This is a genomic window from Tardiphaga robiniae (genome assembly GCF_001618955.1).
Taxonomy (GTDB): domain Bacteria; phylum Pseudomonadota; class Alphaproteobacteria; order Rhizobiales; family Xanthobacteraceae; genus Tardiphaga; species Tardiphaga robiniae_A.
In genome coordinates, this window is the sequence record NZ_LVYV01000055.1 from 168225 (window position 1) to 189832 (window position 21608).

General features: G+C 58.5%; 16 protein-coding genes. 9 read left to right on the top strand and 7 right to left on the bottom strand.

Features of this window, described 5'->3' with window-relative positions:
* Positions 1–15 precede the first annotated feature (15 nt).
* The 4 genes from A4A58_RS27495 to A4A58_RS27510 form a co-directional block, all read right to left on the bottom strand.
* Entirely contained in the window at positions 16–450 is a 435-nt protein-coding gene (locus A4A58_RS27495) for a GtrA family protein (protein WP_068738260.1), read from the bottom strand.
* Positions 450–1337 (bottom strand): class I SAM-dependent methyltransferase, encoded by an 888-nt coding sequence (locus A4A58_RS27500; protein ID WP_068738263.1) that lies wholly within the window; start codon positions 1335–1337, stop codon positions 450–452. Before A4A58_RS27500 ends, A4A58_RS27495 begins: the two co-directional genes overlap by 1 nt.
* A 2-nt stretch (positions 1338–1339) precedes the next feature.
* Entirely contained in the window at positions 1340–2371 is a 1032-nt protein-coding gene (locus A4A58_RS27505; RefSeq protein ID WP_204378212.1) for a glycosyltransferase family 2 protein, read from the bottom strand.
* 180 nt (positions 2372–2551) lie between these two features.
* Positions 2552–4888: a hypothetical protein gene (locus tag A4A58_RS27510; RefSeq protein WP_068738265.1), complete on the bottom strand. Its 2337-nt coding sequence runs from the start codon at positions 4886–4888 to the stop codon at positions 2552–2554.
* A gap of 264 nt (positions 4889–5152) precedes the next feature.
* Between A4A58_RS27510 and A4A58_RS27515 the strand changes: the two genes are divergently transcribed.
* The 7 genes from A4A58_RS27515 (at position 5153) to A4A58_RS27545 (ending at position 14167) form a co-directional block, all read left to right on the top strand.
* Positions 5153–7390, top strand: a complete 2238-nt coding sequence (locus A4A58_RS27515; protein ID WP_068738267.1) for a hypothetical protein — start codon at positions 5153–5155, stop codon at positions 7388–7390.
* 157 nt (positions 7391–7547) lie between these two features.
* A complete protein-coding gene (locus A4A58_RS27520) occupies positions 7548–8390 on the top strand; it encodes an FkbM family methyltransferase (protein ID WP_068738269.1) in 843 nt (280 codons plus the stop codon).
* Positions 8391–8398: 8 nt separating this feature from the next.
* Positions 8399–10087, top strand: a complete 1689-nt coding sequence (locus A4A58_RS27525) for a glycosyltransferase family 4 protein (RefSeq protein ID WP_204378213.1) — start codon at positions 8399–8401, stop codon at positions 10085–10087.
* Entirely contained in the window at positions 10084–10953 is an 870-nt protein-coding gene (locus A4A58_RS27530) for a glycosyltransferase family 2 protein (RefSeq protein ID WP_068738271.1), read from the top strand. The genes A4A58_RS27525 and A4A58_RS27530 overlap by 4 nt, the downstream gene beginning before the upstream one ends.
* 137 nt (positions 10954–11090) lie before the next feature.
* Positions 11091–12182 (top strand): GDP-mannose 4,6-dehydratase, encoded by a 1092-nt coding sequence (gene gmd, locus A4A58_RS27535; protein WP_068738273.1) that lies wholly within the window; start codon positions 11091–11093, stop codon positions 12180–12182.
* 108 nt (positions 12183–12290) lie between these two features.
* Positions 12291–13424 (top strand): glycosyltransferase, encoded by a 1134-nt coding sequence (locus A4A58_RS27540; protein ID WP_068738275.1) that lies wholly within the window; start codon positions 12291–12293, stop codon positions 13422–13424.
* Between the two features lie 41 nt (positions 13425–13465).
* On the top strand, positions 13466–14167 hold the full coding sequence (locus A4A58_RS27545) for an NUDIX hydrolase (RefSeq protein WP_068738277.1): 702 nt from the start codon (positions 13466–13468) through the stop codon (positions 14165–14167).
* On the opposite strand, the gene A4A58_RS27550 is transcribed toward A4A58_RS27545, so the two are convergent.
* The 3 genes from A4A58_RS27550 to A4A58_RS27560 all read right to left on the bottom strand — a co-directional run bounded on the left by A4A58_RS27550 (position 14164) and on the right by A4A58_RS27560 (position 19152).
* Positions 14164–17019, bottom strand: coding sequence for a hypothetical protein (locus tag A4A58_RS27550; protein ID WP_068738279.1), 2856 nt, complete (start codon positions 17017–17019; stop codon positions 14164–14166). The two genes, A4A58_RS27545 and A4A58_RS27550, sit on opposite strands and share 4 nt — an antisense overlap.
* A 77-nt stretch (positions 17020–17096) precedes the next feature.
* Complete coding sequence (locus A4A58_RS27555) at positions 17097–18131, bottom strand: alpha-ketoacid dehydrogenase subunit beta (protein WP_068738281.1); 1035 nt, start codon at positions 18129–18131, stop codon at positions 17097–17099.
* A 28-nt stretch (positions 18132–18159) separates the two neighbouring features.
* Positions 18160–19152 carry a thiamine pyrophosphate-dependent dehydrogenase E1 component subunit alpha gene (locus A4A58_RS27560; protein WP_204378214.1) on the bottom strand — a complete coding sequence of 331 codons (993 nt, stop codon included), beginning with the start codon at positions 19150–19152 and terminating at the stop codon, positions 18160–18162.
* Positions 19153–19507: 355 nt separating this feature from the next.
* Here A4A58_RS27560 and A4A58_RS27565 point away from each other — a divergent pair, with 355 nt between their 5' ends.
* Complete coding sequence (locus tag A4A58_RS27565; RefSeq protein WP_068738283.1) at positions 19508–20479, top strand: lysylphosphatidylglycerol synthase transmembrane domain-containing protein; 972 nt, start codon at positions 19508–19510, stop codon at positions 20477–20479.
* A 195-nt stretch (positions 20480–20674) separates the two neighbouring features.
* Entirely contained in the window at positions 20675–21532 is an 858-nt protein-coding gene (locus A4A58_RS27570; RefSeq protein ID WP_068738285.1) for a glycosyltransferase family 2 protein, read from the top strand.
* Positions 21533–21608 lie beyond the last annotated feature (76 nt).

Below are 21608 nucleotides of genomic sequence, written 5' to 3' on the forward strand. Positions count from 1 at the left end.
AGAGGGATCCTGTTCTCAAATCGTCTTCAATGGCCGATCGGACGACGCCGGCTCGGCAGGATGCAGAAAGACCCAGAAGCGATTGACCAGGTAACTGCAGATTGGGATGATGACCGCAATGACGATCAACGCGATCCGGTAATCTATCTGGAGAAGTTTGGTCGCAAGCCACATCGCCAGCGTGCTCACCAGAAAAGAAGCCACCGAACTCACAGCAAACTTCAATATGTAATCGCGATAGCGGCCCGGCACGACGAATGTGAAATGGAAATGGCCGATATACGATACCGCAAACGACGCGCAGAAGCCGAGAGTTGCGCCCATGATTGGACCTGCACCGGCCAGCTCGACTGCAATCAGCGCAGCTAGCACGTAGACGGCGGTCGCAATGCCCCCGACCAGTGAAAAGCGGGCCAATCGCCAGAACTCGGTGATCAGTCCGACTCGCATCAGGCAATTTTCCGGGCCGTCACTACGCAGCGGATGCCGCGTGGAAACTCTATGGCGCGCGACATCATCTCTTCCAGGGCCATGACAGCATGTCCGATCGGATTCAATCTGGACGTCGCACCAATTGCTTTTGCGACGTGCTCCTCGCGCTCAGCCGCGGGCTTCGGGCTGTTTTGCGAGCGCTTCTTCGCCAGATAGAATGCGGGATAGATCAACGCGCCCAAATAGTTTCGGCGCTCGATCCGAAGTCCCGCGTTCTCGATCACCTTGCACAGTCCCGGCAGCGTATAGCGACGGAAATGCTTGAGTTCGCGATCGTAGTCGTCGAACAATTCAGGCCCTGCGGGAACCTCGATCACGGCAACGCCATCGGGCTTCAGCATGCGCGCGATATGCTGCACGGCCGCAACATCGTCCTCGATATGCTCGAGAACGTTGAGCAACACCATTGCGTCGTACGTATTCGATGGCAGCGGGCTATCGGCGAGATTGAAACGCACCAGCGGAATGTCCGGCATCTTGGCGCCGAGCTTCACGAGCGTGCCCAGCGTGTAATCGCCACCGGTCAGCCTGGCATTTGGCAATGCCAGGCGCATATCGGCCAGCAGATGGCCCGCCGAACAACCGACTTCCATGATCGACGCCGGCTGTGAACCAAGTGCACGCTTCAGCTCGTTGACGGCATGCCGTCGCGACGCCATGTCGATGAAATGGGTGCCGGATTCGGTAGCACTTTCATGAAGCTCGGTGAGTTCGTCGGACCAGCCGGAATCGCCGACCTCGTAGGCAAGGACGCGCGTTGTCTGACCACCGCGCTCGAAGCCGCTTCCGCTCCAAACAGGAGATTCTTCGCCGGCGGAAACAGGCGGAAACGTGACTTGGTTCATCGTCAATACAGCTGCTCTGTGTGAACATGAAGGCTGGAAGCCGCCGGATCGGCGAATGGCCCGGAGCCCGAAAAATTGATCTTCTTGTCAAGGATATACATCGGCCGGCGCTTGGTTTCATCATAAATGCGGCCGATATACTCGCCGACAAGGCCCAGCGCCAACAATTGCACGCCTGAGAAAAACGACACGACCAGCACGGTCGTCGGCAAACCCGGGGTCAAGTCCACTCCCACTATTTTCTGCAGCAGATACCAGAATCCAATCAGGAAGCTGATCGCGGCAACGACAAAGCCGGCCATCGACATTATCTGCAGCGGCCGGCTGCTGAAACCAACCAGGCCGTTGATTCCGATTTTGAGCGAACCGACCAAACGATTGTAATTTCCGGTTCCCGTGAGACGAGCATCCCGGCTGTAAAGCACAGCAGCCTGCTTGAACCCGACAAAGGCCACCATGCCGCGCAGGAAGCCATGGGTTTCCGATAGCTGGCGAAGCTCCTCGATCACCCGGCGCGACATGATGCGAAAATCGCCGGTATTGCGCGGAATCTGAACGTCGCTCAACCGATTGATGACGGAATAGCCGAAATACGAGACAGCCTTCTTGATCAGCGTCTCTCCCTCACGCGAGGAACGCATGGCATAGACGACTTCGAAGCCTTCAGCCATCTTGGCGTGAAGCTTTTCGATCATCTCAGGCTGGTCCTGCAGATCGACATCAATCACGACGCACTTGTCGCCAGTGCAATTCAGAATGCCCGCCATGGTCGCCGCCGGCTGGCCGAAACGACGCGAAAACAGAAGCAGCTTGACGGCAGGATTGCGCTCGATCTCGCGCAGGATCACCAACTCAGTGTCGTCTGGCGACGGGTCGAGCGAGAATATGATCTCATAGCTGACACCCATGCGGGCCATCACCGCTTCGGTGCGCTCCAGGAACGGTTTGATGTTGCCAGCTTCCTTATAGACCGGAACCACGATCGATAGGTCGACGGGAGAAGGTATGTCGGGCTTCAGCGACGGCATCGTCATTAAGCATCCTCTGATTGCGCAACACGCACCGTCAACCGGGCTGTCCGCTGCAATCCTCAAAAAACGGATTTTCGCGCCGCACCCTATCCAGTCACGCCACGTGGGTGAACCCTATAGTGAACAAGGAGACCGCATTAAACGCAAAAATGGACCGGACCAGCGGCCTCCCCAGACTAAGTGTCAATTCGGCGACACATCCCGGATTACGCCCGGAAAGCTCTCGGCCAGCGGGTATTTGCCCTCAAGAGACGAAATGCCGGCATTCCAGCCCAAGCGTCCACCTTCCGAATTTCTCAAGCGGGACGAAGGCAACGGTATATCGACCTCCACCACATTGCCGTTGCACGTCAGCCGCAACCGCTTGTCATGCAGCATCAGTTCAAATTTTAGGTTTATCGTCTTGCCCCGGCAGTTACCCTCCGGCTTCAGACGTACCGCCGGGTAGCCCCAGTGGTCATATCGGAATTCATTGAACTCGCCAAACTTCATGGTCAGCAGCGACGCATTGCCGGGCTCGCCTGCCACCCAGAGCGGGTACCAGTTGGCGAGATCAATTTCCTTGTCCACCGAGAGTACGAAAGTGCGCGATACGGTGATCCGAGCTTGATCGAGAATATGCTTCATATCCTCTTGTGAGTTCGTCTCATAAATAAATGCCAGTGAGTTGGCGAAGATCAACCGCTTTTCCATGCCATCGATCTTTTTCCAGCTGACGATGGCAGCCGACGAGATCGGCACGAGATCAGCGTCTGTCAGCTGCTCCTTGTGGCGCGTGCTACCCACTATGGGGACTAGGGACCGAACGCGATTATCACGCGCAAAGTAATTGAACCAAGACGTCCGGAACTCCCCTCCGCCGACGTCGTCATCGGACCACAGCACCAGCACGTCGCGTCCGTGAAGCGCTTCCAGGTATCGCCTGACGCTCTGAAAATCCGGATCCATCAGGAGATGAGCGCCGCCACGATGCGTAGACGCAACGGTCGATGCTTTGGCGGACGCATTGGTGAGACCGATGACCAGGTACCCGCAGAGCACGACCATCGTCGCACCAAGCGCAGAAGCATTATGCCTCAAACTGGCATGGTACTCGTTGAACAACTTCGTTCCCATCACAAGCCAAAACACGTGCAGAGGCCACACGATGAGCAACAGCTTGTAGAACTGGTATGGATATCCCGAACCTTTTCCGAGAATGAAAGGGCCAAGCGGCACGCACATCAACATCGCCAAAGCCAATGTCAGTGCCGAAAACGATCTGAAGCTGTAACTGATGAGCCCGATCGCGTTGCAGGCGATCATCAAAAACATCGCCCACATGATTGTCTGGACAATCCACTTGGATGGCAATGCGACCTGATTGCCGAGCCAAAGCCGGACAAGCCCCTCAGGTTTGTATGCCCATGGATAGATCTCACCGAAGACAGATCCAGATGCAATACGGGTAAAAATGCCCGGCCGAATCAAAAGCTCGAAGTTGACAGTGAAGGCAATGAGAACAGCGGCGGCAATCCACATGAACAGTATCGCGCGAGACGAGCCGGTTGGGGCCGAGATGAAGTTGGCTGGCAGCCAAGCGCGGATAAATGTGAGGCTGAGAACGCCCTTCACCACGGCGCAGATAATCGCAATCGCAATCGCGATCGACATCAACTCCGTATAAACGGCCGCAATCACCGACAGCAGCGCGCCGGCGATCAGCGCCGATCGCCAGTCCGGCCGCTCGATCAATCGATCGACCGCGACAGGCCATAGCAATATGAACGGCACGCTCAGCGCCTGCGAGAGGAAGCCTTCAAGATGGATGGTTGCGATGGCGGGGCTGAGCGCACCGGCCAAAGCAGCAAGACAGGACACCGGAGAGAACGCGGCAAACCGGCTGGCCAGCGCGAGAAAGCTGAAGAACATCAGAAAAGGCGCCAGTAGAATCGTCGGCCCGAAGCTCTGCTGGGCGTCGACACCAGAGGATACCATCAGGAACGCGTGCAGAACCGATTGGCCGATCCTGTCGTTCTTGAAATACTGCGCCACTTGGAGGAAACCCTGGTCGGCGGCGGTGGAATGGAATGGAAAATCGCCGAAAAACTGTGCCAGAGACGTGTAGTTGAACTGGTCGACCCAGCCGTAACCGAAATAGCTGCTTGCTCCGAGCTGGACCAACCCGACGCCGTGAGTGAAATAGACAATCAGGCCCAGGCCAAGAGTGGCGTGTGGCAACGGAAACAGCATAACCCGCACTGTTTTCCGTGACAGCACGTAAATCCAAGCCGCCGCCGCCGCCAGCCAGATCAGGACGGCGGAAATGGCAATCGTGACGTCGAGGTACACGAGATTTTGGCTGATTAGAACGATGAGCCCCGCACCAGCCAGTGGCGCGTAAATCCAAACATCCCGAGCACCAGCCTTCAGCCGGAAATACGAAGTTGCCAGGATGACGAATGGAACGCCAACCGCAAAGCAACTGACCAGGGCAACGAACACGACACGGCCGGTCAGGGCAAATTGCACGATCGACATGCTAGTTCCGCTTAGTTCGATCACCTCAAAACCCGTTTTGGATGGGCGGCGCAGGCGACTTCGTGTTGAAATTGCCTTGATGCACTGCCTGTCCACTATTCCGGGTCGTTTGTCCAACGCAACTGCCTGAAGCAAAAGGCTATACACAGGCTTCTAATCAGTCGAAAAATAGGCTTGGAAGCATGCAGCGAGACGTCCCGGCCCTTACCAACCGCGGCGATGTGATCTAAGACCGCCTACCCCGTAGCCGGACCCCGATACTTCATGCTCAGCGCCAGCCTGTCCCATCCCCTGCCCTCTGCGCTCATCGTACTGGCGACCTTTCTGCTGATGCCCTGGCCCGGCTACGCGCTTCTGCATCTGCTGGGATTCGGCCGGCACCGCTGGTCCGCTGCAGTCTTCGCCGGACCGGCCGTCACGCTCGCACTGTGGATCACCGTGCTATCGGGCGCCGCATGGGCCTCAATTTCGCTGCGGACTATCTTCGGTCCGATCTGGATTGGAACTCTGGTTCTGGCTGCGCTGGGTGTGGCGCTGCGATGGTCCATCCATAGTCACGTGGCCGCCGCAGGCGAAACAAAGCACGACGTGGTTCTGCTTTGGATCACTGCAGGTGTCCTGCCCTTCGTTATCATGCCAGCGACTCTGCGCTTCGGCATCGCCGACTTCGTCAATTCGACCTATGCGGATCCCTGGTCCTACGCCATGGTCTCCGACTATCTGTCCACCGTTGCCAGAGGAACCGAGGGCGGACTGTCGGCGCTGCATCAGTATGCTTCCCATTTGATGAATACCCGCAACGCATCATCCGCCATTCTGGCGCACTTTGCTTATGGCTTCGGAGGCATCAAGGCAGATCAGACAATGACTCTGTTCTGTCTGTTGTTGCTGTTCACCAACGCGACTGCCTTGATCGCCTTTGCCCGCAGCGTTTTCGAACGGACGGAAGCTGCACTGTGCCTCGCCCTGTTGGCAGGCCTGGGTTGGCCAGCCAACATCGTCTTTGCCGGAAACTTCGATCAACTCCTGCTGCTGCCGCTGTTGCCAATGATTGCAACCTTCGCGCTGCGTGCGAGTGACAAAATTAACCTGGTCACAGCAGGCGTCATGATCGGGCTGTTCAGTGCCGCGGCCCTGTTTGCGTATGTGGAGCTGGCATTCATCGGCGTCGTGATCGCGATGACGTTCGTCATCTCGCCCCGGCTGCGCCTCGGGCCGGCGATCGGCCGGGCGCTTCTGGTGACCTGCATCGCGGTGCCCATTCTGATTGTTCTGGCCTGGCCCGGACTGGGCGCTTTGATGACAATGCTTAAGGGTCAGTATGCCCTGACTACAGCCGCGACAGCGCGACCGGGGGACGGCTATTTTATCGGTCTGCTGACCGCCTCGCGACTTCCAGACACCCTATGGGCAATGGGCGGCGAATTTCCACAGACCCGCTTGATCGCTCTTCCGTGGCTGCTGGGAACCCTGCTCAGCGCCCTTGCGCTGCTCGGCGCCTGGTTGGAACGGCGGCGCTGGGCGGTCATTATCGGGCTCCTGGCCGTGGCTGCAGCGCTGTTTCATTTCAATTTTCGCGAGCATTACAGCTATGCGACGTATAAAATTGTCAGCATCAATTCCTGGATGCTCGGTTTTCTCGCCGTCTCCGGCGGTATCGGGCTCACGCGCTGGTTGAAACCCCGCTTACCCCGGCGACTATCGTTAACCACTGTTGTCACGACCCTGACACTAGCCATTGCGATCGATCGTACCGTCGTTCAGGCTAATGTCATCCGATTCAAGCACAACGCGTTGCAGCAGCAAGCCTATCGTGAGGCTCAGCAGATCAATGCCATCGTTCAGCATGCGCCGACCCTGCTCGCATCCCGCGACGATCTCGCCAATGAATGGGCCGTATTTTATCTGTCTGACCCGCCGGTGCTGATTGCGCCCTATCGCCTCTATATGGCGCAGGCCCACGTTATTCCGTTCATGGAGCGTGCCAAGCCAATCGATATCGCCTCAATCCGCTACATCGTAACGGACCGCAATGACGCGATCCGTGCATCAGTCTGGGGTGCCAGGCGGATCTGGGACGGCAACGCTTACAGCCTTTGGGAGATCAATGACGCCAACTGGGTCGTCCTAGCCGACGTCATCAATCCCAATGGCTTTGAACCCGGTGGAATTTGGCTCGGCGGCAAAACAACAGAGTTGCTGGTCGTGACGGCACAGCCGGGCCTAGCAACTCTCGACGCCAGCTTGCAGCCTGGGTCACGGGCTCCCATAGGCGCGGAACTGTTTCATGCTACCATCAAAGACCACGCAGGTTCCCGCGCCATCGAGGTGACGGCAGGCGAGAATCGGCTTCCGATCAACGTGACCGCCGGCAGGAGCTTCATCAGCATCGGCATCGACGACGCCCCCACTACGCCGCCGCCGGGTACCGCGGATTCTCGTCCGATGATCCTGCGGATGGTGAATTACGGAATCCAGCGAACCTCCCAGCCTTTACGCTGACGTCGCAATCGCTCCAGAACTGCCCGCAAGGACCCCTCGCAGCATCCACAACGACCCATCATCGGTTTCGTGGAGGCTCTATGCTTTTAGAATGGATTTAGGCTAAGACCCACGAATGTGGACGGTCTCAATCTCACTTTCCACCCGAGGAACGCGCTTGATCTCCTATGCCCAGAATTTTGAAGACGTGATGCTCGCGCGCCTCTTTGCTGGCCGCAAAACCGGCTTCTATGTCGATGTCGGCGCTGCCGATCCGATCAATCTCAGCGTCACCAAGTGGTTCTACGATCTCGGCTGGAGCGGCCTGAATATCGAGCCCAACAAACAGCTGTTCGATCGCTTGGTGGCTGATCGGCCGCGTGATATCAATCTGGATTGCGGCGTCGGCGCAATGGCCTCGGAAGCTGAGTTCCTCGAACTCGATGTTGGCGAGCTGTCCTCGTTCGACCCTCGTGTCCATGAGAACGCGAACAAGCAAGGTACGACCGTTGCATCGCGCGTCGTCAAGGTTGTGCCATTAACCGATCTGCTGGCGGAGCATTGCGACGGGCGGACGATCGATTTTCTCAAGATCGATGTGGAAGGCTGGGAACTTGAAGTCCTCAAGGGCCTCGATCTTCGGCGATTTCGGCCTACTGTTATTCTGGCCGAGGCGACGGTGCCGCAAACCCGCGTGGAATCCCACGCCGAATGGGAGCCGCTGCTTCTTTCGGCCGGATATGTGTTTGTGTATTTCGACGGCGTCAACCGCTTCTACCTGGCAAACGAACATGTTGGTTTAAGGCATCATTTTTCGATTCCGCCCAATACGTTTGATGATTTTGAAGTGTTCCCGCTTGTTCGTGCCCAGACTGATGCCGAAGCGCGGCTCAATGCCATGCATGAGTTGGAACGCAATTTAATTGCATGCAAGCGCGACAGCGCCGCCCGGCTGGCAATAATCCAAAAAATGCAACGTCATTGGACTTGGCGTTTGACCCATCCTTCATGGCTTAAGTGACTTGTACGGTGAAGCAGATTTCAAGAACTCAACAGGTAGCTTTGCAGGCTGACGATACCAAAGAGCTCCGCACGATCGTGGTCGATCTGACACCGGTTCTTCCCGGCGGCGAGAACGGCGGCGCAAAGGTATTCGTGCTGGAACTCCTGCGCCGGCTGGCGGAGCGCGCGCCGCAGACGCAGTTTGTCTTGCTGACGCAAGCTGCGGCGCATGAGGAACTCGCCGCGCTTGACCGCGAGAACGTCCGGCGCCTGATGGTTCTCGACCTCAGCAATCCACCCGCCCTGCGTTCACTCGCAAACCGCATATCCTCCCGCCTTCTTCGTTACTTGCCGGAACGGCCGAGGCGAATTGCGCAAAGATCTCTCAATCGTCTGAAGCCCATGTTGCGGCGAAACGCACAGTCCGCGATCGTTCGCGAGCTGAGCGCTGATCTGCTGTTCTGTCCCTTCACCGCGCCGACTTACTTCGAAATGACCATTCCGACAGTCAGCGTCATCTACGATCTGCAGTACAAGACGTACCCGGAGTTCTTTCCCGCAGCCGACGTTGCGCAGCGCGACCGCACCTTCATCGATGCTGCGCGACGTTCCACCATGCTTGTTTCAATCTCGGAATATTCACGGCAGGTAGCGATCAAATATGGAAAGCTGGATCCCGCCCAAATCCGAACAGTACATCTCCATATTTCGCAACATAGTCTGCGAAATGCGGCACGAGACGAGGCAGTCCTCGATCGGCTCCAGCTTACGCCCGGACAGTATCTAATCTACCCCGCGAATTTCTGGAAGCACAAGAATCACGAGATGCTGCTGACGGCATTCGGCATCGCGCGCAGCAACGGACTTGATAACAACATCCGCCTGGTGTGTACGGGCGCACCGGGCGCGCGGCAGCAGTGGCTGAAGGAAGCCGCGGAAGGCTTCGGACTGGGCAACTATGTCCTCTTCCCCGGTTATCTCGCCAATGCTGAACTCCTCACGCTGATCACTAACAGCGTCGGTGTGATTTTCCCCTCCCTGTATGAGGGCTTTGGCCTGCCCGTTATCGAGGCAATGGCCACCGGCGTTCCTGTCGCCTGCAGCAACGTGACGTCACTGCCGGAAGTCGCCGGTGACGCCGCCATTCTATTCGACCCGCGGGTGCCCGACGACATCGCCCGCGCGCTGACTGCGCTCGCCCATGACAAGGAGCTCACCTCACGATTGGTGCGTGCTGGCGAGCTGCGCGCGACGCAATTCTCGGATTCTAAACTGATGGCTGAACAGTACTGGGAAGCGTTCCAGCATGCAGCGGGGCTCGAATTCAAACCGAACCTGCTGGTCGGTGTTTATCCGGATGGCTGGGTCGGCCCGAATCCGAAAGTTCAGGTGTCCAGCTCAACTCAGAACAGAACGTTGAATCTTGAAATTCTAGTTCCAGATTGGGCGCCGGTATCAAAAGTAAGGATGAGAATTTGTCAGGACGGCAACATCAAATCCGAAATCACAGTCCCGCGCGGTAAGGATGGAAGGCTATCAGTACCGATGTCGGTGACAGGCGGCTCTTTTGACATCGAACTTGCACCCGCCTTCATTCCGGCGCTTACGGGAGCTGGCGACGATCAGCGCGAACTGGCCGCCATTCTAAAGAAGTGCGAGATCGTTGGCAGCGATGGTTCATTCATTTCGCTGTTTCCGGAAAGCACTTCCACATGAGAGTTAGCGTTGTTACGCCGTCGTACAATCAGGGGCAATTCATCCAGCGTACGCTGGAGAGTGTCGCATCGCAGGACGGAGCGGATATCGACCATGTGATCTTCGACGGCGGCAGCACTGACGATACCGTCAAGGTGCTGAAGCGCTTCGGCAACGGCATCAAGTGGATCTCGGAAAAGGACAAGGGGCAGACCGACGCCGTCAACAAGGGCATTCGCGCGACCGATGGTGAAATCATCGGCTGGCTCAATTCCGATGATATCTACTATCCGAATGCCATCGCCCGCGTCACCGCCTATTTCGAGGCTCATCCCGAAGTCGACGTGATCTACGGCATGGCCGATCATATCGATCTCGTGGACTATGCTTTTGAGCCGTATCCAACCGAACCGTGGAATTTCGAACGGCTGCGAGATACGTGTTTCATATGCCAGCCAGCGGCGTTCTTTCGCCGACGCGTTGTTGAAAAACATGGCCTGCTCGACGAGCAACTCAACTATTGCATGGACTATGAATTCTGGCTGCGCCTCGGCAAGGCCGGCGTGCGCTTCGCCTATCTGGAAGAGAAACTCGCAGGCTCCCGGCTCTATGCCGAGAACAAGACACTGGGCGCACGGCTCAAGGTGCATGGCGAGATCAATGATATGCAGAAGACGCTGTTCGGCACGGTTCCTGATCGCTGGTTATGGAACTATGCACATGCCGTGATCGATGAGCGCATCGATCGTCACAAGTCCCCTCGCTGGTTCGCCCTACGGATGATTATCGTCATGCTCAAGGCCGCCAGGCGCTGGAACGGACATATCTCGCCAGAAATGAGAATTGGTCTGCGGGACCTGTGGCGCCGGTTCCGAAATCGAAGCTAGACGCATTGATTCCGCATATAATCTGCCTTAAAAGGCAGGAAATCCGGCCTTATCGCTCCGTCCATTCGAGCGAAAATCGACAGTTTCCGCTTGTTGAGAGATAAAGTCTGGCCGATGCATCACGAGATCATCTCTTCATGACCAAAAAGACCGCATTGATCACGGGCGTTACCGGCCAAGACGGCGCCTATCTCGCCGAGCTACTGTTGACCAAGGGCTATTCCGTCCACGGCATCAAGCGACGGACGTCGTTGATCAATACCGATCGTATCGATCATCTCTATCACGATCCCCACGAACAGGGTCTCGACTTCACCCTGCATCACGGCGACCTGACCGATTCCTCAAGCCTGATCCGGATCGTCGAGGAAGTTCAGCCGGACGAGATCTACAATCTAGCGGCGCAGAGCCACGTTGCTGTCTCGTTCGAAGAGCCGGAATACACCGCGAATTCCGACGCGCTCGGCCCGCTGCGCATACTCGAAGCCCTGCGCATCCTGGGACTTGAGAAGAAGTCCCGCTTCTATCAGGCCTCGACGTCAGAGCTGTACGGCCTCGTCCAGGAAACTCCGCAGAAGGAAAGCACGCCGTTCTACCCGCGGTCGCCTTATGCGGTCGCCAAACTCTACGCATACTGGATCACAGTTAATTATCGTGAGTCCTACGGGATCTATGCCTGCAACGGCATCCTGTTCAATCACGAGTCGCCGCTGCGTGGCGAAACCTTCGTGACGCGCAAGATCACCCGCGCGCTGGCGCGTATCAAGCTTGGACTTCAGGATCGTGTGCACTTGGGCAATCTCGACGCCAAGCGCGACTGGGGTCACGCCCGCGATTACGTCGAAATGCAGTGGCTGATGCTGCAGCAAGAGAAACCGGAAGACTATGTCATCGCCACCGGCGAACAACATTCGGTGCGCGACTTCGTCAGGTATGCTGCCGAGGAAGTCGGTATCAGCGTTCGCTGGGAAGGCGAAGGCGTCGACGAGAAGGGTTATAATGTCGAGACCGGTAAGTGCATCGTCGCCATCGATCCGCGCTATTTCCGCCCGGCAGAAGTCGAGACTCTGCTCGGTGACGCCTCCAAGGCGAAGCGTCAGCTTGGCTGGTCGCCGCGAACGTCATTCCGCGATCTGGTCAGCGAGATGATGCGCGAAGATCTCAAGCTCGCCGAACGCGACGAGCTGGTGAAGAAGCACGGCTTCCGGTTTTTCAATCATCACGAGTGAAGCGGTCTGGCCGCCCCACCAGCGCCGCGATCGCTCATTGCCAACGGCATCACGGGGCCAATAGCATCTATTGGCGCCGGGGCTACGAGGAAGATTCGGGGCGACGACTTGCGTATCCTCCATGCGTATAAAATTTACCGACCTGACATCGAGGGCGGCATTCCCGCCGTCATGTCGAGCCTCGCCGAAGCACCAGATCCCGCGATTAGCCAGTCGATCCTCTGCGCGCGACGCAAAGGCGTGGCACGTCAGAGCACCATCGACGGCGTCCCCGTCGAAGCGGTCGGATCGCTCGGCACGCTGTTCTCCACGCCCTTGGCACCCGGTTACATCCCGGCTTTCTTGCGACGCGCACGCAGCGCCGATGTGGTCATTCATCACGCGCCGCTACCGCTGACCGACGCCGCAATCCTGTTGGGCCTGCCCGACCACGTCGGCCTGATTGTGTACTGGCATGCTGACATCATCGGCTACGCCCTGCTGAAGCGACTGATCTCGCCGCTGATCCGCCATGTACTGGCTCGCGCCGACCGTATCGTCGTGTCCGGGCAATCAATGATCGAGGAATCGGAGTTTCTTCGGCGCCATGCTGCCAAATGTGTCGTCATGCCCTATGGCATGAATCTGGATTATTGGTCGACACTTGGCGACAGCGATCGCAATCAGGTCGCGGACATCAAACGCACAACACCGCGCCACATTGTTTCGCTGGGCCGTCTCGTCGGCTACAAGGGCTACGACGTACTGATCCGCGCGATGCGTGATATCGATGCAGAGGCCACGATCATTGGCGAAGGGCCACTGCTGACGGAGCTGCGGCAGCTCGCCGGCGAATTCGGCGTCGCCGATCGCGTCCGTTTCGCGGGTCGCCTGGAGCGCAGCGAGATCCGGCGGCTTTTCCACGCCGCCAACGTCTTCGCATTTCCTTCGGTCACCGAAGCTGAAGCATTCGGAATCGCGCAGGTGGAGGCGATGACCGCGGGCCTGCCTATCGTCAATACGAGCCTGGCCACCACGGTGCCGCTGGTGGCCCGGCATAACCTGGAAGGACTGACAGTCCCTCCCGGCGACGCGGCTGCACTGGCAACCGCGGTGAATCGAATCCTCGATGATCCGGCATTGGCCACACGGCTGGGCGCCGCTGGCCGGGCCCGCGCGCTAGGCGAATTCGATCAATCTGTGTTCAGGAGGCGGATGGCTGCAGTCTATGCCGAGGCACTGCAGGCACGGCCGCAACGATAGCCGTCGCAGCGCGACGGAGATCCAATCGGGGCAAAGGCGTCATGAGCGACAAACTGGGATCAAGTGCAGCTAGCCTCGCACATTATCGCCTGTTGCAAAAGCAGCGCCCCGACTGTTTTCGCGATCCCGACGACAGCCCGGTTGCGATCCTCACCAATGATGATGATATCGCCGCAGCGCAGCACCAGGAAGACGCTCGCCGCAAGCAACATAACCTGTCATTCCCGGATCTTCGCGTCGGTGTGCTCGCCGCCGATCCCTATCTGGGCATGTTGACGCGCGATGCCGTCCGTTTCGCCGACGGCTCACTGGGTGTTTACAACCGCCACATTGGCGAGGCCGGCTGCGTGATTATGCCAATGATTGCCGGCTCTGTCGTATTGATCCGGATATTCCGTCATGCCACCCGCGAATGGGCGTGGGAGTTTCCGGGCGGGCGTATCTCGCCGGGTGAAGATCCAACGACCACCGCCCTCCACGAGATGGAGGAGGAAATCGGAGCAATTGATCCGGTTATTCAAACGCTCGGAAACGTATATCCCTACCCGGCTTTCTCCAGCGCCAGCATCCATTTGTTCGCAGCGACAATTGCACAGGTCGGCACACCGCAAATTGCCGAAGGCATTGCCGCGATCGAAACGGTATCGCCAGTCAGGCTGATCGAGATGGCGGACAACGGCGATATCAAAGATGCGGCCGCCCTCGCCTGCATCCTCAAAGCCCGCCTACGGGGCATCATCTAGTTCGTCGCGATCGGCTCAAGCACCAGGCTGCGTACGGAAAAACCGACCGGTCGCCAATCCCTGTTCAATCCGAGGGCATATTGCGAGACGCTGTCGCTGATATCGAAGGTTAGGACAACGCCACGCGGATCGAGCCCAATGCCCGGCGGAAGATCGATGGACCGCTCATGATAGTCCTCGCCGAGCTTGAAGTTCCATGTCGCCACGTCAACCCCGTTGGCCTTCACACGGACCGTACGTGTAGGCAGCTGCGGTATCTGGAACGGCATCAGATCCATGGTCAGGCGCATCGGCCCCGCTTCCGGCCTGGCCAGAGGTAACGTCAGCACAGCGTAGGGACCGATTGACCACGTCCCGTGCGGTTCGGCCGCATACCAACCATGATCGGCATAGAGCGCAGACCACCCTTTGGCGCTGAAATCGAGCTGCGTGCCGAATTGATACTTCGGCCGGTCAGCGCGGAGATTTGCCATGATGCGCCATTGACCGATAAACTCGTTTTGCAACATGAAACCGGCCTGCTGGATGGCGAAGCGTCGCAGCTCGGAGATCGCTGTGACAGCCTCCCCGGGCATGGGCTTGCCGCCTCCACGCCAAGTCAGAACATAGAAGGATGGAGTCTCTGCGAGCAAATCAAACCGACGCTCAAACTCTCCGGGACGGAAGGGCGCGGAAAGGCCTGATGCCCAGAACTCGAAATCGTGCTTGAGGAACAAAAAGTAGTTGATGTTCAAGCGGCGCAGGCTGCGTTCGACGGTATCCGCATCTGCGAATGACGAGGTCGCGAGCTCACGCGCAAAATCGGATTCGTGCGGCGTCACCACCATGGCGCGCGGCAGCAGCACTGCGTTGTTACAATAGGCCATCGCCGTGTAGGCATTGAGGAACAGAACCCGGGCGCTGGCGGGAACACTCCGCGCAATCTCATCGCACCGCCCGAATTGTGCCATCGGATGAGTGAGTCCATGCGCGCGTCCCTGCAGGCCGAGTGTGCTTGCCAGCAGATGACGCGGCGGGTCCACAGCGGCGGTCGGGACGGCAGCACGCAACGAAAAGGCGATGCCAATAGCCAGCAGGACGGGCACGCCAGCGCTCGCATTCACCGAGGCCGACGGCAGGAAAAGGCCAGGCCTCGCCAGCCGGCCCATCACACAAACCATCGCCAGCAGCACCAACGAGACGCCGATCGCGTCCACATGACGCATCAGCCGCTCCATGCTGCCGGAATGGAATGCTAGAATGAACACTGTGCAAACCAACCAATAGCCGAGCAGGCCCAGCAAATAGCTGCTGGATGCCGGACGCCCCAGAGCACGGATGGCCAACAGATAGATCACGGTCGCGACACCATAAAGCGCTGCACGATTGGCCGTGGGCGAGAGAGCAAGATCGCTCAGCGTGATATATAACGACCCGCGATAGAGCCCATAGCCAAGGATCGCGCCCAACAGCAGAAAGAGACCATGCCGAAGCGATCGCCACCCGATCGGTACGCTAGCGATCATGACTGCAGCAACCACTCCTGCAAAGCCAAGCGAGATCGGAAGCCAATTGTTTCGAAGCTCGTTTATCAGTGTCCGCAGCTCGCGCAGCGTACTCACACCATCGTCGCTATTCAGCGTCAGTACGCCACCATTGACGTAGTTGATGTAGTGTTGCTGCAATCGACTGGTCCAGAGATCGAAGCGCGAGCCGTTGATAAATCGTTCGAACAGCGGAAACGGATTGAGATCGGGAATCCCTAGGAAGAGCCAGTTGCCAAACAGGGAGATGCCCGCTCCGACGCAACCGGCCAGCAAAATCGGCAACAACCGGCGCGCGGACAGCCAGGGATGCGGCGCAACCGCCACCGCAACGACGACGAGCAGCGCGATGAAAGCCTCGAATTGTGCAAGTCCGATTGGAATTGCAAAAGCCAGCGGCAACACCAGGAGACGCTCTCTGCGCGCAGCGTTGTCATCCCTGCTGGAGATGTGAAGGCAGACCAGCAGGAAGCCCAGCGCCCACGCCGCAAACTGCAAGTGATACTTGCCGAAAGCCACTGCCCCCGGCAGCATCCAGAGGGTCGCAAGACTGGCCACCTCGGCTACAAGGATCGACAGCCGCCGGAATGGCTCGGGCACATCCGCTGCGATTTGCAGGATGAAGGCACGAAGCAGCATCGCAAACATGATGCAATATGCAGCCGACACCACATGACTCACCAATCCAGGCGCAACGCCTGCGGCCAACAGGTAAGTGCCGTTGCCACGCCCGGCGGTAAAATCCTGGATCAGCGGAAAGTCAGGCGAAAGCTTCACACCACCCAAATGTCGCACTTCATTGAGCCAGCCCCAGTAGAACTGGACGACGTCGGTATCGTTGAGCTCACCTGTCGCTGCCCGCATGCCGATGAAGACAAGCGCGAGGACGATACCGAGACGAATCGCAGCAAATGCAGATCTGTCGGCGCTGACATCCGCCAGCCTGGCCCAGCGTAACAGGCGCTGGGCCGCATCGGTGACAGCGCCGGAGACAGCGGCATAGCCGGCGCCGAGAACCAGAATAGCACCACCGACCCAAGGATTAATGAGTCCGGCGACAGCAAGAACAACCCCGATCAGACTGAGCCAGGCGCTTCCGCACAGCCACAAGAACCAGAGCTCGGAGGACTTCGCATCGTATCCGAAACGACGCGCCCAAGCGGTGCCGATTCCAATCTGGACGGTCAGGATGAGTGGCACCAGCGCGACCATGGCTAGTCCGAACACACCGTTGCGCCAACCGGCATCGAACAGCAGAGCACCGGCGTCTGGCGGGTTCGCCAAAACGAGAGTCACGGTCAGCGCGAATACAGCTGCCGCGCCAGCCATGATCGCGGATTGCCTCACCAACCGTTGCTCCAACCTGAATTTAATCTCAATCCGGTTCCGCAGCAGCGAACCTCTGCTCAGTAAGGTCCCTTGAAATCGTCCACCAAGTCGATCTCGCCCAGGCTGGACGAGGTCCGCCCCAACATCACCAACGCGGCTTTCGCGATGGTCGAGGCCTTGGGGTAGAACACGTCTTCCAAAGCCTGCGAAACCGGGGCCGGACAATTCGGCAGCGCTATACGGCGAACCGGGGCCTTCAGATCGTGAAAGCCCTTTTCTGCTGCCAACGCTGCAATCTCGCTGACGACACCACACATCTCCCAGCTGGTGTCGGTCACAATGAGGCGTCCGGTCTTCTTGAGCGACGCAAGGATAGTCTCTTCGTCGAGCGGACGAATTGAGCGCAGATCTATCACCTCGAGAGAGATATCATCTTTTGCCAGTTCGTCAGCCGCGCGAAGTGCTTCGACCGTCATGAACGAGGTCGCCACCACCGTGAGGTCGGTGCCGGGGCGTACCACCTCGGCGCTCCCGATAGGCACCACATAGGGCTCTTCCGGCACTTCGCCCTTCAGGCCGAACAGCGAGCGATGTTCGAGAATGACCACCGGGCCGTCGTGCTGCAGCGCCGCCATCATCAACCCTTTGGCGTCGTGCGGCGAGGTCGGCATCAACACCGTCAATCCGGGAAAATGCGCCAGCGGCGCCTGCAGGCTCTGCGAATGGGTAGCGCCCTGCCCCCAACCACGACCGACCACGGCACGGACCACGATCGGAACGGTCCCGGCACGGCCGCCATACATGTACTTCCACTTCGCGGCGAGATTGATCAGTTGGTCGAACGCGAGAAACATGAAGTCGTTGCGCGGATGCACGATGACTGGGCGCTTGCCGACCGCCGCTGCTCCGATCGCGATGCCGGTTAGGGCATTTTCCATCGCCGGCGTATCAAACACACGGGCCTTGCCGAAGCGCTTATAGGCTTCCGTGGTCGTGCCGAAGATGCCCGACGGATAATCCACGGCGATGCCAGCGACGAAAATGGATGGATCGCATTCCATCGCTTGGACGGTGGCTTCGGAAATCGCCTCGGCGTAGCTAAGTGTGCGCATGAATTCGCTCAGGGTTGAATCAAAATTATCAGGCGTTTTCGAACAAGGTGTCGACTGCCGGCCACGGCGCCTGGCGGGCACGCTCTACGGTAGCCTCGATTTCAGCTTTGGTCTCCGCAGCCCAGACTTCGACCTCGGCAGCCGTTGCAACGCCCTGCTCGATCAGCCGGGTGGCCGAGCGCCGAACGGGGTCCCTGGCAACCCAAGCGTCGAATTCGGCCTTGTCGCGATAGCTGCGCTTTGCGTCGTGGTCGAACATCGGCCCGACGTGTTCGCGCCAACGATAGGTCATGCACTCCAGGAACACTGGACCGCCACCGGACCGTGCCTGCTGAACGGCGCGGACGGCTGCATCGTAGACCGCGGCTACGTCATTGCCGTCAACGCGCTCGCTGGTCACCTTGAACGCACGCAGACGGTCGCACAGGTCCGACCCCGGCGCCTGACGAACTGACAGCGGACTCTCAGTCGCATAGAGGTTATTCTCACACGCGAAGACGACAGGCAGCTTGCGGATCGACGCAAAGTTGATCGCCTCGTAGAATGCGCCTTCATCGAGCGTGCCCTCGCCGAAAAAGCACACCGCGACCTTTGCCTCGCCATCCATAGCATAGGCCAGCGCAGTGCCGACGGCAGTCGCCACTGTTTCAGCGAGAATCGCCGATGAGACCATGAAACCTTTGTCGCGATCCGTCAGATGAACCGAACCGCCGCGGCCGAGCGAACAGCCATCGATGCGGCCATAGAGTTCAGCAGCCAGCTCATAGACGCTACCGCCGCGGGCGATGAAATGATTGTGCGAGCGATGATGGGTATAGACCATGTCTCCGGCATCGAGTGCCGAACAGACGCCCACGGCTACGGCTTCCTGTCCGGTGCCGAAATGCGTCGGAGTGCGCATTTCCTGCTCGGTGTAACGGGTCGCCAGAGTCTCCTCGGTCATTCGTACGCGGAGCAGCGAACGATGCATCTCAATGGACTTTTCGGCGCTGGGAAGCACCAGAGAATTGCTGCGGGACACGATCTCGGTGCCAGAATGACTTTGGCTCAAAATTCCCCCCTTGGCGGACGATACGACCGGGCCCCATCGGGATTATCTGCGTCGACGACCCACTACCGACCAGCTAAAGTAGGTGGTTATGGTGCCCCCGATGGGGTGTCAATAGCGCGGACGAAATGCAACCGCACTCCTCAATGCTCTTTTTGGAACCATCAGCGGCGCCGAAGCATGCAGTCACATAACGGCAAATATTCTCATCTCTGAATTGAGTATTTCGGTACTCGAATCCTCGAAATCAATTGCGCTGTGAAGCAATTGCTGATTGTTCCCTAGTCGCAGTGATAGCGGCCGACACGCTCCCAAACCATGAGGAAAAATGAAGACGGTAGTTCTCGCGATCGTCAAGCTTGGTTTGACTCTAGGCCTGTTTGCCCTCGTTCTGCGCTCGATCGATATTGTTGACGTCATCCTTCACATCAAGCGCCTGCCCGCCTTGACCGTGCTGGTGGTCGCGCTGCTGTTCGTGGGTCAGTTGATCGTCTCGGGCATCCGGCTGTCAGCAATCACGGGCATCATCGCGCATCCCGTTCCGCTCGCGATGACGGTGAGAATCAACTGGATCGGCGCGTTCTTCTCCCAGGCACTGGTTACGTTTGTCAGCGGCGACGTCGTTCGTGCCATGATCCTGACCCGGCGATGCGCAATTCCGATGCGAAACAGCGCCCGCGGCGTGGCGCTCGACCGACTGATCGGCCTGCTGTCGTCGCTTCTGATCGTGTCTCTCACCGCCCCTTGGGCGATCCAGTTGACGGGCGACGAAACGATGCGTCACAGCATTGTCGTAATGGCGATCGTCGGGATCGCGCTGATCGCAGCCTTCGCCTTCGTCGGCTATCTTGCACGTCATCCCGCTCTCGTGCAGGTCGCGCGGGCAAAGATCAAGAAATATCGGGTGGTTTACGCCATCCTCGACACTCTGTCGGTCATCCGCCATTTGATCACCGGTTGGCGGCACATGCCGAAAATCCTGCTGACCAGCCTGACCCTTCAGCTCATCAACGTCGCAATCATCTTCTATCTCATCAATGGAATGGGTGCCGAGGTCTCGATGTGGCAGTGCCTGCTCATAGTGCCAACGGTCATGCTGATATCGCTGCTGCCGTTCTCCATTGCTGGCTGGGGTCTTCGCGAAAGCGCAATGGCCACTGGTTTTTCGTTGATCCATGTACCGGCAGCCGCTGCCCTTGCCGCGTCGGTCATGTTCGGCATTTTCACACTGTTGCTGGCTTTGCCCGGGGGCGTGATGTGGTGGTGGTCGGGCAGCAAGATTCCCCTGCCCGAACAATGACCGATGCGCCGAAACGGGCGCCATCCTGGAACTTTTGCTGCAAAATCTCGGGTTTCCCAACCCCAATTAGCCATCTCCCGTGTGTTGGCCCAACTCCCGGATTGTGGCACGGTGTGGCCGAAAAGTGACTCCTCGAGTGGCTAACCTGTCTATAGTTGTCCCTCTGTTTCACGAAATCATCCACGGGATGTGCATATGCTGGATCGCACCACGGCTTCGTCTCCGACCTCGCGACAGTCGCGACCAATCAGTGACAATGCCTCGGCTCTGGCGGGAAGCATCTCGATCGTCATTCCCGCGCTGAACGAGGAAGTAGTCCTCGACGGCGTGGTGCGGGACATCGAGAAGCAGGTCACCGCGTTTTTTCGTGACTACGAGATTATTCTGATCAACGACGGCTCCGCCGACAAGACCGGCGAGATCATGGACCGGCTCGCGACCGAACTGCCGAATATCCGCGTGCTGCACAACCCCCGCAATATCGGACTTGGCGCAAGCTATAAGCGCGGCGTCGAAGAAGCGCGCTGCACCTATCTGATGATGCTGTGCGGCGATGGCGGCATGCCGGCTGCCAGCCTGCCTCCGATCTTCTCGGCCGTCGGCTCTGCCGATCTCGTGGCGCCTTACGTCACCAATCTGCGCACGATCAAATCGCCTATGCGCTACTTCACCTCCCGGGTCTATACTAATCTGCTGAACATCCTGTTCGGCCAGAAGATCAAGTACTACAATGGTCTTCCCGTGCATCGCGTCGACTTGCTGCGTCAGTTGCGCATCAACAGCACCGGCTTCGCGTTCCAGGGCGAGATCCTGACCAAGCTGCTGCGCAGCGGCTGCTCGATGACCGAAGTCGGCGTCGCCGGCGCCGAAATGACGCGCAACTCAAGTGCTCTGCGCCTCAAGGGCCTGATCAACATTGCCAAGGTACTGGCCCTGCTGGTTTGGGAAGTGCGGCGTTTCGATGGGCGCCAGATCAAGCGCGAGGCGCTTCCCCGCTCGGCAAGCGAAGAGAACGACATGCTGGAAGGTCACGCGGCGTCCGCGCAAGCTTGAGCCCCACCTGCGGAACGATCGCGCTACGCCCGATATCGCTAAATCTGGGACGCGCAATTGGCCGCCAATATTGAAC

What these genes read in the sequence shown, in the direction of transcription:
- A4A58_RS27495 (WP_068738260.1), bottom strand. Translation starts at nt 450, where the DNA reads ATGCGAGTCGGACTGATCACCGAGTTCTGGCGATTGGCCCGCTTTTCA.
- A4A58_RS27500 (WP_068738263.1), bottom strand. Translation starts at nt 1,337, where the DNA reads ATGAACCAAGTCACGTTTCCGCCTGTTTCCGCCGGCGAAGAATCTCCT.
- A4A58_RS27505 (WP_204378212.1), bottom strand. Translation starts at nt 2,371, where the DNA reads ATGACGATGCCGTCGCTGAAGCCCGACATACCTTCTCCCGTCGACCTA.
- A4A58_RS27510 (WP_068738265.1), bottom strand. Translation starts at nt 4,888, where the DNA reads ATGTCGATCGTGCAATTTGCCCTGACCGGCCGTGTCGTGTTCGTTGCC.
- A4A58_RS27515 (WP_068738267.1), top strand. Translation starts at nt 5,153, where the DNA reads ATGCTCAGCGCCAGCCTGTCCCATCCCCTGCCCTCTGCGCTCATCGTA.
- A4A58_RS27530 (WP_068738271.1), top strand. Translation starts at nt 10,084, where the DNA reads ATGAGAGTTAGCGTTGTTACGCCGTCGTACAATCAGGGGCAATTCATC.
- gmd (WP_068738273.1), top strand. Translation starts at nt 11,091, where the DNA reads ATGACCAAAAAGACCGCATTGATCACGGGCGTTACCGGCCAAGACGGC.
- A4A58_RS27545 (WP_068738277.1), top strand. Translation starts at nt 13,466, where the DNA reads ATGAGCGACAAACTGGGATCAAGTGCAGCTAGCCTCGCACATTATCGC.
- A4A58_RS27550 (WP_068738279.1), bottom strand. Translation starts at nt 17,019, where the DNA reads ATGGCTGGCGCGGCAGCTGTATTCGCGCTGACCGTGACTCTCGTTTTG.
- A4A58_RS27555 (WP_068738281.1), bottom strand. Translation starts at nt 18,131, where the DNA reads ATGCGCACACTTAGCTACGCCGAGGCGATTTCCGAAGCCACCGTCCAA.
- A4A58_RS27565 (WP_068738283.1), top strand. Translation starts at nt 19,508, where the DNA reads ATGAAGACGGTAGTTCTCGCGATCGTCAAGCTTGGTTTGACTCTAGGC.
- A4A58_RS27570 (WP_068738285.1), top strand. Translation starts at nt 20,675, where the DNA reads ATGCTGGATCGCACCACGGCTTCGTCTCCGACCTCGCGACAGTCGCGA.